This window comes from Rhizobium sp. FG96, assembly GCF_057808655.1.
In genome coordinates this window covers 198,669-211,893 of record NZ_JBMDIL010000003.1, presented here as the reverse complement: position 1 = coordinate 211,893, position 13,225 = coordinate 198,669, and the positions used below count along the sequence as shown (strand labels likewise).

Below are 13,225 nucleotides of genomic sequence, written 5' to 3'. Positions count from 1 at the left end.
CATGAGACACAGCATTTCCAGAACCATGCTGCTTTTCGCCGCCGGGCTGCTGCTCTCAGGCACCGCCTCCGCACAGGAGGTCTCGCAGGAACGGATCGTCAAGGGTCTCGGCAAACTGACCGCGGCCGCCCCGGCGATCGATCTCGAAATTCTGCGGCAGGAGGCGATCAACGGCGGACACAAGCCGATGGCGGAGCTTCCGAACTGGAAGCGGATCGCCAAGCTGCCGCAGATGGTCGTCGAGATCAATTTCGAGAACGACTCCGTTGCCATCCAGCCGCAGTCCTATCGCACGCTCGGCCTGATCGCCGATGCCCTGCATCATCCGAACCTGTGGGCCTACAAGTTCCTCGTGGTCGGCCATGCGAGCTCGACGGGCGATGAGAAGCACAATCTCGAACTCAGCGAGCAGCGGGCGGCGGCGATCAAGGAAGCACTCTCGACGACCTTCGCGGTCGATCCGCAGCGGCTCTATGCGATCGGCGTCGGCGAGTACCTGCCGATCGAAGGCAGCGATACCGCGGCATCGAACAACCGCCGTGTGCAGCTGATCAATCTCGGCGTCTTCAAGAGCAAATCCTGATCACGGCTCGCTAGAACTCTACTTCTCGGTCACCTGCCTGTCGTCCAGCGGCAGGCCGGCGGCCGCGAGGCCGGCAAAGAAGCGCTCCTGATCCTCGGGCCGTGCCAGACGCCGGCCGATCTCGCGCCTGACGTTTGGAATGAGAGCCGGCGAGCGGGTCTTGAGCCAGGTGAGCTGCGTTGCCGCCTCATCCTTCTTTCCGAGCGTGCCGAGAATGGCGAGCAGCACCAGACGGTGCATTGGATTGTAATCGAGATCGGACATGCGCGACCAGAGTTCGGCCGCCTGCGTATCGCCGCGCATGAAAGCGCAAAGCGCCATCCCGACCTCGTAATAGCCGCGCGGCCCGGCATTCTTGCTGACGGCTTCCGACACCAGCGCGCAGCCCTTGTCCCATTCTCCCGACATCGACAGGCGCACGCCGTATTCGCCGGCAACCTCGGTATCGTTGGGATTGATGGCATAGGCGGCTGCCCCCGCCCGCATGGCGCCGGCGTTGTCGTTTTCGAAGAAGTCCGCAAGCATCAGCGCCTGGAGAGCACGCGCATTCTTCGGGTCCAGCTGCACGGCGCGTTGGGCGAGATCCTTGGCGAGCTTCAGCGTCTCAGCATCCGGCTTGGTGTTCAGCTGGTAGGGAAAGCGGAACTCGTCGAGATAGGTGAGCGACAGAAACGCCGCCGCGTTGGAGCTCTCCGGCGCCTTTTCGATGGCTTGCTGCAGGCAGGCTTTCGTTGCGTCATGGGCCGCAAGCGTCAATTCAGTGCGATAGCTGTAATAGGACAATGTGCAGGAGAACGCATCGGTACTTCCGGCAATGCTGGCGGCATTTGTCTGGAACATGACCCCGAAGGGCCGCGCCACCGCGGTCACGATATCGTCGGCGAGGCTGGCCTGGGTCTTCAGGATGCCCTGCACCTTCATATCGGCATCGTAGTTATTCGCCCAGATGACGGCCCCATCGGCGCGCCGCATCAGCCGCGCCGTCGAGCGCAGCGTGCTGCCCTCGAGCCGGACGCTGCCCTGCAGCGCATAGAGCGGCTCGGGCGCGGCCTGACCGCTCCTGCTTTTCGGCAAGGCGGCAACGACGACGATATCGTTGAAGGGAACCAGCTTCTCGATGACATCGTCGGTGATACCCCGCGATATATCGGAGGCAAGCGTACCCTCCGAGGCGCTTTCGAACGGCTCGACCAGAATGGTCGCGTGGTTCACCGCCGCCGGTGGCGTGGTGCCGCCGAATTCCCAGCCATGCAGCATGGCGGATGCGGCGACGAGAACCAGCAGCGCCCCTCCGGCGACGAACCAGTAGCGGGCAAGTGGCCAGTTCTGATCGGCAATGCCGCTGCTGAGACCGCGCCGGACCCATTTTTCCTGCCGACCATCATCTCCCGAGAAGGACGCGCGGGCGGGCTCCGCATCCTCATCCGCAGCCTCCTGCCTGACGTCGAAGACCGGTGCATATCCACCCCGGGGAACGGTGATGATCACCCGATCGGCGCTGCCATCCGTCAGGTAATAATGCTCGAGCTCCCGCCTCAGCCGGCCGGCCTCGATGCGCACGCAAGGGTCCTGCTGCGCGTCGAAATTCGCATCACGGCCGAAGACAGCCTGCGCGATGGTGAAAGCCTTGAGATAGTCGCGCCGCCCGGCCAGCGTTTCGGCCACGACGAATTCGAGAAACCGTCTCGTCCGCTCGGGAAGACGGAATTCCGGGCTCAGCAAAATGCGCTCAAGCTGCTCCCGTACCTCACCCTCGGCCGGGATACTGCTGGTAGCGCTGTCAATACTTGCACTCGCCATCGGCTCCCCAGCCTCCGATTCCGTACAATTTGCAGCTTGATGCGCGACGATAATCCCAAGTTGCAGCCGCCGCAACGCAGGAGAAATATTAAATCAGATTACTCTTAATAACCCGAATGTGTAGGCACATGCGGTGCAATTCCGCGGCTCAAACGTAGGCTACAGTATCTTACTGCCCTCGCTTCTCCCCGCGCCTTATCATCTTCTCAACACTCTGGAGGAGATGGCGATGACAGCACCTGAAACGTCCACATCCAAACCCATGGCGAGCGCCGAGGAGCTGCGCAAACGCGCGCTCGAACTGCAGCTTCTGGAAATGGAGCGCAACGACAAGATCAAGGCGCGCGAAGCCAAGAAACATGCCGAATTCGTCGAGGATTTCTTCCGCAAGCATATCGGGGAAACCGAGCGCGCTGTCATCAAGCGGTTGGTGATGAAGGCAGCGGCGGACGGCAAATACGAGGCGCTGATCTACAGCTTCCCATCGACCTTCTGCACCGACAGCGGCCGGGCGATCAACAACAACCTCCCCGGCTGGCAGAAGACGCTGCAGGGCCGCGCCAAGGAACTGCACGAACTCTTCGAAGAGGTTGCCAAGCCGCAGGGCTACGGCCTGAAAGCGATGATCATCAATTTTCCCGACGGCATGCCGGGAGACGTAGGCTTCTTCCTCACCTGGGAACCGCCTGTCGAGGAGTGAGGCAGGCATCGACGAAGGATTGGCACGTTGAAACTGACCGAGATCGAGCGAAAGTTCCTGGTCCGCAATGACGGCTGGCGCTCCTGCGCCGCCGATCCGCATGTCTTTCAGCAGGTCTATCTCTCCCGCCGCGACCAGACGACCGTCCGCGTCCGTCTCATCGACGGCACTTCAGCGCTGCTGACGATCAAGTTCCGCAGCGTCGGCTTCACCAAGCAGGAATATGAATATGAGATCCCCGTCGACGAGGCGATCGATCTGCTCAGTAAGACCGGTCATGTGCTGGAGAAGACCCGCTACCACGTGCTGCACGACGGCAGGAATTGGTATGTCGATGTCTTCGGCGGCGCCTACAAGGGGCTGACGCTTGCCGAAGTCGAAATGGCGAGTGAGGAAGATTGCCCCAATCTGCCGCAATGGCTGGGGCGCGAAGTGACGGGCAAGAAGCGCTATTCCAACCGCGCCATGGCCGCTGCGCTGCGGATTCCTCCGCCAACGCAGGGCCATGCCGCCGCCGCTGATATCAGTCGTTGACGACGCTCCAGTTGGCGTCCGGATTGAAATCCTTGATCGCCGCCGCCCGCTCATCGGTCTTCGGTCCGAGATCGCGCTGATAGATGACGTTCATCGCGTTGACCATGAAGGTCTGGACACCCGTCACCCGGTACTTCACCGGCCAGGCGATCAGCGCGAAGCCACCGGTCATATAGCCGTTGACGATATAGCTCTGCTTGCCGCCGAGCACATTGTCGCCCTGGCCCGTCAGGATCCGGTAGCGGTAGCCGAAATAGCCCTCCCCGCGCTTGGCAGCGCCAAAGGCGGCGTTCTCGACGAGAGCACTTGCCGGGCTTTCCTCGGGATAGACATTCGGATCCCAATAGAGACCGTCGAGCTTGCCGGGGCTGCTGATCAGCTTGCGGGCAAACTCCTGGATGCCGTCGCCGTCGCGGTCCTCCGAGACGTATTGATACTGGGCCGCCACATATTCGCGCATCGTATCGATGGTCGCGAGCTCGTTTTCGCCGACACGGCGATTGACGATCTCCTCAAGGCCGCGCTTGGTATCGAAAGCCCATTTGCCGTCCTTGTTCTCAGTCAGCGGAAACGGCAGCGGCCAGAGCCGGTCGCCGATCGTAACGACCTTCATGCCTTCGAAATCGCGCATCGTAACCTGCCGCTCGGCGCCTTCGCGGATCAGCCCATAGGCAATCATCGCCGCATTATTGGCACGCAGCTTGTCGGCCTTGAGGCCCAGCAAGTTGGCGAGATCGTCGATATTGTTGGAGGCGAGCACCGCCTTCAGCCGGTCCAGCGCCAGCTCGGGTGTGTCGAAGGTCTGTTGCGGCGATGTTGCCCGGTATTCGGCGAAATCGCTATTGGATTGCGCGTGCGCGGGGGCGGCTGGCAGTGCGCCCAGCGCCGTCGCAAGGATGAGCGGAATTACGGTCGAACGACGTTTCATGATGTAACTCCCGGGTTGAAAGGGTCTCAGCGGCGCCGGCCGCCGCCACCACCACCACCGCCGCGATGGGCAGGCGGACGCCTGTGCTGCGCAGGCCGCGATTGCGGGCGATGCCCGCCCATGCTCTGTCCGCCACGCTTGGAGGCGACGGCCTCGCGCCGGCCGGACTGGACATTGCCGAGCGCGCTTTGCTGGCGTGCGCGGTTGTCGGGCCGCGCCGCCATTTGCGGCTTGTTCGGCCTCTTCGCCGCCGCCTTCTGCGCAGGTTTGTTTGGCCGGTTGGCGGAGTTCTGCGGGCGGTTGTCAGGCCGGGCCGCGGCGTTCTGCCGGTTGCCGGCGCCGGCCTTCGGTTGCGGCCGGTCCTTCAGCCCCTGCGCCGTTCCCTTGCGGATGTCGTCTGCGCGGGCAGACATGGCGCGGTTGGCGGGCAGCTGGCTCGCCTTGAGATCGGACGCGCGGTTGCGCAGCTGGTTGCGGTTGTCGCCCTGCAGACCCGATTTGATGGCCCCGCGATCGATTTTCGCCAGCTGATCCCTGTTGATATTCAGCTTGCTGCGATCGACCTTCGTCCAGTCGACGTCGTTCCACTTCAGCTTTCCGTTGAAGTTCCGGTCGTTGAAGCAATTGTTGCAATCGATATCGACATCGCCGTTCCACCGGCCGCCCCAGACGCCCCAGTCATCCCAGTTGACGATCGCCGCCCAGGCGAGCCCCGTAACCGCGCCCGCGAAGAAGAGCGCTCCCGGGTAGTAATAGTTGTCGTAATATTCGGGATAGTAGGAAATGGGCTGCGAAACATAGGCCGGCTCATAGAGCATTTCCGGCGGATATTGCGGAATGTAGATCTTTTCCGGATTGGTCGGGCGGATGATGATGTTGTCGTTTTCGGTAACGACCGTCACCTTGTCATCGGTCTTGATGATGTTCTTCGCCACCGCCTCGTCGCGAAGCTGCTGGATGGCGATCAGCACGTCCTTCTGCTGGTTCGTTAGCGCATCGGCGAGCGACTGGGTCCAGTCGAGATCGTCGCTCATCATCTTGACGATCTCGGGATAATTCAGGAGCGAGATGACGCTGCCGTCCCAATCGCTTTTCGGCTTGAGATCGGCATTCTTCTTTTTCGCGTCGAGGAAGCGTTGCGCCTCGATGATCTGCAGCGGGAAGAGCGAGGCGGATGATATGGCCGCGACGAGTTCATCGGGATAGAGGGCGATGCGCGCCACCAGCACTTCGAGCTGGTCGTCGGTCAGCAGCGCCGCCGGGGCTTCGGCCGTCGCCGTCTGCGCCGGTGCTGCGGCGGGCTTCGCAGCCTGCGCATAAGCGGGAATGGCTGGGTGCAACGCGATGATCGCGAGAACGGACAATCCGCTGAGCAGTTTGCGGGAAATTGCTTTCATCGCTCAAAGACCTCCCTTGGATTTATTGAATGGCAGGCACGCTCAAGGCGATTTCCGGCCGTTCTCCGGCGATTGCCGGAGGACGACGATCTTCGACTGGGCGATGGCCTCGGCCATCTCTTTCAACAGCGCATCGACGAGACCCGCATATTCCAGCTGCCGTGCATCACGGAGCGTCTCGGGAAGCCGGTCTGTCGTCGCCATGGCCTGTGCCGCAGCCGCGAGATCCTCGCACATGCTGTGGAAGGCTTCGTTCACGTAAAAAAGCCGCTGCACGAGCCGCTTCTGGTCGGGGAAGTAAACCTCTGCCGCCTCCAGCGCCGACAAATATGCAGAACCACCCTCTCCCGACACCATCTCCGCCCCCGCCGAACTGCGCCAAGCAGACATGAGAAATATATAGCAACCGGCTCTGCCGCAGACGTAAAATACGTGATCTTACGGCGGCTCGTTTCGAAAAAGCCTTTGAATTCAATCCTAGTCGGCGGAGAAGCGCGCCGTCCCCGCTCGCCCCTGCAGCCGGGACTGCTCTCGCCTGTCCGCCCGTCCTGATCGCGCCGATAGAGATTACGCGATGCTACAGGCCTCACCGGCAAAACGGGTCTAACATCCGCCTGTCGAATAGCGATCAAAACGGCTCGTTCAGACCAGCCGGAGGGAGGAGCCGTGTTTCTCGACTATTTTGCCCTGGGGGTCCTGGTCTTCGTGGTCATCACCCTTTTCTATGCGGTGATCGCGATCCATGACATTCCGCATCTCATCGCCAAATCGCGCAATCATCCGCATCAGGATGCAATCCATGTCGCCGGCTGGGTGAGCCTCTTCACGCTGCACGCCATCTGGCCGTTCCTCTTCATATGGGCAACGCTCTATCGCGAGGATCGCGGCTGGGGCATCCGCCAGGATGGAAAGCTGTCGGCCGAGGCCGAGGCAAATGCCGAAATCGCCCGTCTGCATGCTCGCATCGCCGAGCTCGAGGGACAGACGCCGCAGAGGGAGAATGCCTGATGGATCTGCTCCTCATCCTGACCTATGCCGCGATCTGCTGGACGATCTTCAAGATCTTCCGCATCCCGGTAAACCAGTGGACGCTCTCGACCGCTGTTCTCGGCGGCGTGTTCCTGATCTCCGGCTTGTTGCTGCTGATGAGCTATAACCACCCCTATTCGAGTGACGGGCGCATCTACTTCACCTCGGCCCCGGTCATTCCCGTCGTCGGCGGCCAGGTCGTCGAGGTTCCCGTGACGCCGAACGTACCGTTGAAGAAGGGCGATGTCCTCTTCCGCATCGATCCGCGGCCCTATCAGTTCGCCGTCGACCAGAAGAAGGCATCGCTTGCCGAAGCCAAACAGACCGTTCTGCAGCTGAAGGCCGCACTCGACGCCGCGAACGCGGCCGTCACCGGCGCCGAAGCCTCTCGCGACCGGTCGTTGCAGGCCTTCGAGAAGTTCCAGCAGTCCAACGAGAATTCGAAGTCGAGCGGCCGCGGCGCGGTTTACTCCGAACTCGAAGTCGAAAACCGCCGTGGCATCTATCTGACGGCAGAAGCAGCCGTCGACACCGCCCGCGCCCAGGCCGCCCAGGCAAAGCTCGCCTATGAAGCAGAAATCGACGGAACGAACCCGACCGTCGCCCGGCTTCAGGCGGAACTCAACAATGCCGAGTACGAGCTCGATCAGACCACGGTGCGCGCACCGACGGATGGCTATGTCACCCAAGTCTTTCTGCGTCCGGGCATGATGGCCAATCCGCTGCCGCTTCGCCCGGTCATGGTGTTCATCAACAGCGAAGACCGGATGCTTGCCGCAGCCTTCATCCAGAACTCGCTGCAACGCGTGCGCGTCGGCGATGATGCCGAGGTGTCGTTCAAGGCCGTGCCCGGCAAGATCTTCAAGGCGCGCGTCCAGGAAGTCATCGACGTCATGGCGCAGGGACAATTGCAACCGAGCGGCGCGCTGATCGACCCGCAGGCGCCCGAACGCGTCGCGCCCGGCCAGACGCTGGCACGCATCGAGATCCTGGAAAATACCGATCAATATCAGCTACCTGGCGGCGTCGTCGCCGATGTCGCCGTCTACACGCACTATTGGCACCACGTCGCCATCCTCCGCAAGGTTCTGCTGCGGATGAGCGCCTGGATGAACTACGTGTTCCTCGAACATTGATGCAAAAGGCGGCTCGCGCTTGGGCGGGCCGCAGACAACGGAGATGCAGTGAAACGATAGGAGCAGGCGGTGATAGGCAGTCTACCGATGTTGCGAGGCCTGACCGGCTTCAACAAGGACTGGTTGCGCAGTGATATCCCGGCCGGTCTGTCGATCGCCGCCGTCGGCCTGCCGAGCGCCATCGCCTACCCCGCAATCGCCGGCCTGCCACCCGAGACCGGGATCTATGCCAGCATCGTCGCACCGATTGCCTATGCGATCTTCGGTCCCTCTCGCCTGCTCATCGTCGGACCCGATGCCGCGACCATGACCGTGCTTGCCGCCGCGATGGGAACGATCGTCGCGGCGGCCCCGGCCGGAGCTGAGGTCGACCGTGTGGCGATCGCCGCAGCACTCGCGCTCGGAGTCGGCATCTGCTGCATCGCCGCCAAGCTGTTGCGGCTCGGCATTCTCGCAAGCTTCCTTTCGCGCCCCATTCTCGTCGGCTTCTTTGCCGGTGTTTCGCTCTCGATCCTCGTCGGGCAGATCGGCCGCTTCACCGGCGTGAAGATCGAATCGGAGGGATTGATTGCGCCGTTGCTGGAGATCGCGGCGAAGGTTGCCGGGATCCATTGGCCCTCGCTGCTGCTCGGGCTCGCGATGTTTGCGCTGCTGTGGATCGTCAAGGCCTTCCGATGGCGCGTTCCCGGCCCGGTTCTGGTCGTGGTGATATCCGTCATCCTGTCGGCGCTTTTCGATTTCCAGGGCCGGGGCATCGCCGTCGTCGGCGACCTGCCGAGCGGGCTGCCCGCCTTCTCGATCCCCGCCTTCCAGCATATGCCGCTCGACAAGATCATCCTCGGTTCTGCCGCGATCTTTCTCGTCAGCTTCGGCGCCGGCATCGTCGCCGCCCGCAGCTTCGGATCGCGCACCGGCGAGGAGGTCGACGCCAACCAGGAACTGATCGGCATCGGCGCCGCCAATATCGCGCCGGGCCTCTTCGGCTCTTTCCCGGTCAGCGTCTCGGACTCCCGTACCGCGATCAACCTGTCGACGGGCGGCGTTTCGCAACTCTCCGGCCTGGTCTCCGCGGCTACGCTGATTGCCGCACTCGTCTTCCTGCACGGCGCCCTTCGCATCCTGCCGATCCCGGCGCTCGCCGCCATTCTGGCGACGGCGGCGATCAGCCTCATCGATATCGACGAGCTCAAGAAGATCTGGCGCATCAGCCGCATGGAGTTCGTCTTCGCGCTGATCGCCATGTGGGGCGCGATCAGCTTCGGCGTGCTGAACGGTGTCGTCGTCGCCGTCGGCGCCACCTTCGTCTATCTGCTGCGCCAGACCATGTTTCCGCGCGACGGCCTGCTCGGCCGCATCGAGGGCCGGCACGGCTTCTTCGATCTCAAGCGCTATCCGGAAGCCCGCCCTGTCGAGGGCGCGGCCGTCTTCGCGGTGCAGGGGAGTATCCTTTTCTACAACGCCGACTATGTCCGCATCCGGCTGACCTCCGTCATCAAGGAGCTTCCGCCGGAGACCAGGTGCCTGGTGCTCGATGCCAGCGCGATCAGCCAGATCGACAGCACCGGCGCCACCGCTCTGGAGGCCGTGGCGGAGCTTCTCCAGAAGCGGAACATCACCTTCGCCATCGCCGATCTCAGCGAGGACAGCCGGCCGATCCTGGAGCGCGCCGGGGTGATCAAGGCGATCGGTGCCGAGAACCTTTTCAATGGCAGGGAAGAAGCCCTGCGGACGCTGATCGGCGACATCGACCAGATCGGCCCGGCCGCAGTCGCGCATAACGCACCTTAAACACGCCAGGAGGGAGAGCCATGGAAGAGAACTACGAACCAGCCGAGGCCAATGGCGACGCAACGCCCAAGACCAAGGCGAAGAAGAAAAAGAAGGCCTGGGACTACGACAAGGAAATCGTCCGTCTGCAGGTGGAGCTTGCGCATCTGCAGGCCTGGGTGAAGAAATCCGGCGCCCGGATCGTCATCGTGTTCGAAGGGCGCGACGCCGCCGGAAAAGGCGGGATGATCAAGCGGATCACCGAGAAGGTCAGCCCGCGCGTCTTCCGCGTCACGGCACTGCCGGCACCGACCGAGCGCGAGAAATCGCAGATCTACATGCAGCGCTACATCGCCCATCTGCCGGCTGCCGGCGAGATCGTGATCTTCGACCGCAGCTGGTACAACCGCGCCGGCGTCGATCGGGTCATGGGTTTTTGCAGCGACAAGAAGGCGCAACGCTTCCTCGAGCTCGCACCGCGTTTCGAAGCCGCGATCGTCGAAAGCGGGGTCATCCTGCTCAAGTATTTCCTGACGGTCAGCGAGGAAGAGCAGGAACGCCGCTTCCGCCGCCGGATCGACGATCCGATGCGGCAGTGGAAGCTGAGCCCGATGGATGTCGAATCCTATCAGCGCTGGTGGGACTACACACGCGCCTATGATGAAATGCTGCGGATGACCGATACCAATCATGCACCCTGGTGGATCGTGCCTTCCGACGACAAGAAGCGGGCGCGCATCAACTGCATCTCGCATATTCTGCAGTCTATCCCCTATGAGCGGCTGAAGTTCGACGAGCCCGATCTCGGCAAGCGGCAGAAGCGTCCGTCCGACTTCATGGAAGACCGCAGCGTCCGCCATGTCGTGCCCGATACGACGGCTTAAGCAGCCGGCCGGGGATAGGCGGATACCAGGATGGAGCAGATAACCGAGAACACGGCTCCACGAGCCGATTCAGGCCAGATCTCGATCGAGGCCAGAGTGAGCGATATCGTCCGGCTGGGCATCATCGCGCTCTTTGCCTATTGGACGATGGTGCTCATCGCGCCGTTCTTGCTGATCGTGATCTGGTCGGCCATCCTGGCGGTCGCGCTCTATCCATTATTCGCCACAGTGTCGCGGCTGATCGGCAACCGGCCGGTCATCGCCGCGATCGTCATCGTCATCGGTTGCCTCGTATTGATCATCGCGCCGCTGGCGCTCGTCGCCGTGAATTTCGCCGACACGGTGCAGGGCCTGATCGGCAAGCTATGGTCCGGCAACTTCACCCTGCCTGCCGCCCCTGAAGCCATCAAGGCATGGCCCCTCGTCGGCGAACGGCTGCATGAGTTCTGGAACCAGGTCTCCGGCGATCTCGCCTCTACCATCATCAAGTTCCAGGCGCCGATCCGCGAGGTGATGGGTGTTGTCGTCACCAAGCTCGCCTCGATCGGCGGCGGCGTCCTGAGCTTCGTCGTCTCGATCATGCTGTCCGGGCTGTTCCTGACGCGCTCGGCGCGTCTCGCCTCGGCCGTTCAGGTGCTTGCAAACCGGGTCGCCGGCGAAAAGGGTGTGGGATTTGCCCGGCTGGCCGGGAATACCGTGCGCAATGTCTCGCGCGGCGTCATCGGCGTTGCCTTCCTGCAGACCCTGCTGTGCGGCCTCTGCTTCGTGATCTTCGGCGTTCCCGCCCGCGGCGCGCTGACCTTCCTGGTCTTCATGTTCTGCGTCATGCAGATCGGGCCGGGGCTGGTGATCCTGCCATTGATCATCTGGGCCTGGTTTTCCTGGCCGGCGGGGCTGGCGCTCGTTTTCACCTGCGTCGCGGTGCCGATCACCCTCGTCGATAATGTGCTGAAGCCGATCCTGATGTCGCGCGGTCTCTCGACGCCGATGCCCGTCATCCTGATCGGCGTCATCGGCGGCACGCTCTCGCATGGCCTTCTGGGGTTGTTCCTCGGACCGGTCATCCTCAGCGTCTTCTATGAGCTGCTGCGCGCCTGGGCCTGGCCACCGGCAGCGCCGGAGAATGCGGCCACGGATCCGGTCGTCGGCTTGCATGGGCAGCTGGAGCGGAACCTCTAGGTTCAGCGCTCAGTACAGTAGACGACGATCTCCTGCTCGATTTCGCGGCATATCTGCTCGTATTCGGTCACGAGCTTCTCTTCCCTTGGCCACTGATTGCGGAAGCGGTCGAGCGCATCGACAGCCAGATCATAGGCTTCGAACATCTCCCCGAGCGCCTCGCTGCTGACACCCGCCAAGAGATGACGGATGTCGGGCAGTCGTAGCATCAGTTTTCTGCGGCCGCGTTCTCGGCTCATGGATCAGCTCCGCGTTCAACGCACTCCCCGTGCATCTAATACGAAGCCAACAAGGCATCAGATCGTTCCCCGCGATCACAAAAATGTATCGATCCGGGACCGAAGAGGTCAAAGACATATCCCTATTCGGGCAAAGCCGTCTGCTGGAAGAATGTCACGGTTGCAATATCCGGCGGCCCGAACCAGATGGTGAAGAGCGCCGGGAAATCCTGTGCGGCATAGGTCTGGCTCAGCGCCCGGTCGACGGCAGCGCGGAAATCTTCGTCACCCCGCGCCAGCTCGAGGCCGAGCGGTTCGAAGGTGAAATAGCGCTGGATGACGATCAAGTTGCCTGAATTGTCGCTGCGGGCCGCCGCATCCATCAGGAGCGGCATATCGCCGAAGAGAACAGCCGAGCTACCGTCCAGCACGCGCGTGATCCCCTCCTGATAGTTGGCGACCGCTGTCGCCGTCGCCGCGAGCTGGAAGGTCTTGATCCTCTCCGAAAGCCAGCTCTCGCTGGTACTGCCGGCAATCGAGGAGAAGGTCTTGTGCTCGAGGATCGTTCGCGCCGGAGATCCGCGCCAGACCGGCCGGTCGGAGGGTTGCCCGTATTGCAGCACCTCGCGAAGCGCCAACGGCGAACTGGCGCTCAGCAGCGCGCCCGTACCGCTCGGGAAGATCGGCAGTGAAAAGGAAACCACCTGCCGCCGCGTCAGCGTCACCGGCTCGGCGGCGCAGACGATATCGGCAGCACCGCTCTGGATCGCCTGCATCTTCGCGTCGCCGGCAAGCGAGACCCATTCGACGTCGAGCTTCTCAAGCTGCAGCTGCGTCTTCAGGCTGTCGGCGATCTTGTTGCAGAGCGTAACGGCATAGCCATCCGGTTTCCCCTGCCCGCCGTCGAAAGAGAAGGGCCTGGCATCCGGGTCGTAGCCGAGCTTGAGCGCGCCGCTCGACTTGACGCGGTCGAGCGTCTGGGCCGAAGCCGGAACGGCAATCGCCAGCGCGGCGGCAGCCGCTGCCAAGGCGATGGCGGCAAGCGCCCAACGGGGATTCTGTCCTGACAT

Annotated in this window: 14 protein-coding genes; 8 read left to right on the top strand and 6 right to left on the bottom strand. The window is 62.6% G+C overall.

What is annotated here, in order from left to right; translation table 11 throughout:
- Window position 1: 1 nt before the first annotated feature.
- Window positions 2–583 (top strand): OmpA family protein, encoded by a 582-nt coding sequence (locus ACODR6_RS07255; protein ID WP_199628228.1) that lies wholly within the window; start codon window positions 2–4, stop codon window positions 581–583.
- A gap of 18 nt (window positions 584–601) precedes the next feature.
- On the opposite strand, the gene ACODR6_RS07250 is transcribed toward ACODR6_RS07255, so the two are convergent.
- On the bottom strand, window positions 602–2,383 hold the full coding sequence (locus ACODR6_RS07250) for a hypothetical protein (protein WP_489021864.1): 1,782 nt from the start codon (window positions 2,381–2,383) through the stop codon (window positions 602–604).
- Window positions 2,384–2,612: 229 nt separating this feature from the next.
- Between ACODR6_RS07250 and ACODR6_RS07245 the strand changes: the two genes are divergently transcribed.
- Both ACODR6_RS07245 and ACODR6_RS07240 read left to right on the top strand, forming a co-directional pair.
- A complete protein-coding gene (locus ACODR6_RS07245; protein ID WP_199628230.1) occupies window positions 2,613–3,083 on the top strand; it encodes a hypothetical protein in 471 nt (156 codons plus the stop codon).
- A gap of 27 nt (window positions 3,084–3,110) precedes the next feature.
- The gene (locus tag ACODR6_RS07240; protein WP_489021861.1) at window positions 3,111–3,617 is read left to right on the top strand and encodes a CYTH domain-containing protein; all 507 of its coding nucleotides are present in this window, start codon (window positions 3,111–3,113) and stop codon (window positions 3,615–3,617) included.
- Here the strand turns inward: ACODR6_RS07240 and ACODR6_RS07235 are convergent.
- Genes ACODR6_RS07235 through ACODR6_RS07225 form a run of 3 tightly spaced genes read right to left on the bottom strand, consistent with a single transcriptional unit; the run spans window position 3,607 to window position 6,299 of the window.
- Window positions 3,607–4,545 carry a DUF2950 family protein gene (locus ACODR6_RS07235; RefSeq protein ID WP_489021859.1) on the bottom strand — a complete coding sequence of 313 codons (939 nt, stop codon included), beginning with the start codon at window positions 4,543–4,545 and terminating at the stop codon, window positions 3,607–3,609. The two genes, ACODR6_RS07240 and ACODR6_RS07235, sit on opposite strands and share 11 nt — an antisense overlap.
- A gap of 26 nt (window positions 4,546–4,571) precedes the next feature.
- Window positions 4,572–5,942: a DUF3300 domain-containing protein gene (locus ACODR6_RS07230; RefSeq protein WP_489021857.1), complete on the bottom strand. Its 1,371-nt coding sequence runs from the start codon at window positions 5,940–5,942 to the stop codon at window positions 4,572–4,574.
- A gap of 42 nt (window positions 5,943–5,984) precedes the next feature.
- Window positions 5,985–6,299: a hypothetical protein gene (locus ACODR6_RS07225; protein WP_489021855.1), complete on the bottom strand. Its 315-nt coding sequence runs from the start codon at window positions 6,297–6,299 to the stop codon at window positions 5,985–5,987.
- A 309-nt stretch (window positions 6,300–6,608) separates the two neighbouring features.
- On the opposite strand from ACODR6_RS07225, the gene ACODR6_RS07220 reads away from it, so the two are divergent.
- The 5 genes from ACODR6_RS07220 (at window position 6,609) to ACODR6_RS07200 (ending at window position 11,937) form a co-directional block, all read left to right on the top strand.
- Window positions 6,609–6,950 carry a DUF3302 domain-containing protein gene (locus ACODR6_RS07220; RefSeq protein WP_112711152.1) on the top strand — a complete coding sequence of 114 codons (342 nt, stop codon included), beginning with the start codon at window positions 6,609–6,611 and terminating at the stop codon, window positions 6,948–6,950.
- Complete coding sequence (locus ACODR6_RS07215) at window positions 6,950–8,107, top strand: HlyD family secretion protein (protein WP_130281516.1); 1,158 nt, start codon at window positions 6,950–6,952, stop codon at window positions 8,105–8,107. The genes ACODR6_RS07220 and ACODR6_RS07215 overlap by 1 nt, the downstream gene beginning before the upstream one ends.
- A 69-nt stretch (window positions 8,108–8,176) precedes the next feature.
- On the top strand, window positions 8,177–9,895 hold the full coding sequence (locus ACODR6_RS07210) for a SulP family inorganic anion transporter (protein ID WP_489021852.1): 1,719 nt from the start codon (window positions 8,177–8,179) through the stop codon (window positions 9,893–9,895).
- Between the two features lie 20 nt (window positions 9,896–9,915).
- Window positions 9,916–10,758, top strand: coding sequence for a polyphosphate kinase 2 (ppk2, locus tag ACODR6_RS07205; protein WP_489021850.1), 843 nt, complete (start codon window positions 9,916–9,918; stop codon window positions 10,756–10,758).
- A 30-nt stretch (window positions 10,759–10,788) separates the two neighbouring features.
- Window positions 10,789–11,937, top strand: a complete 1,149-nt coding sequence (locus tag ACODR6_RS07200; RefSeq protein WP_413712354.1) for an AI-2E family transporter — start codon at window positions 10,789–10,791, stop codon at window positions 11,935–11,937.
- A gap of 2 nt (window positions 11,938–11,939) precedes the next feature.
- On the opposite strand, the gene ACODR6_RS07195 is transcribed toward ACODR6_RS07200, so the two are convergent.
- On the bottom strand, window positions 11,940–12,176 hold the full coding sequence (locus ACODR6_RS07195) for a hypothetical protein (protein WP_112711157.1): 237 nt from the start codon (window positions 12,174–12,176) through the stop codon (window positions 11,940–11,942).
- Between the two features lie 122 nt (window positions 12,177–12,298).
- A complete protein-coding gene (locus ACODR6_RS07190) occupies window positions 12,299–13,225 on the bottom strand; it encodes an amino acid ABC transporter substrate-binding protein (protein ID WP_489021847.1) in 927 nt (308 codons plus the stop codon).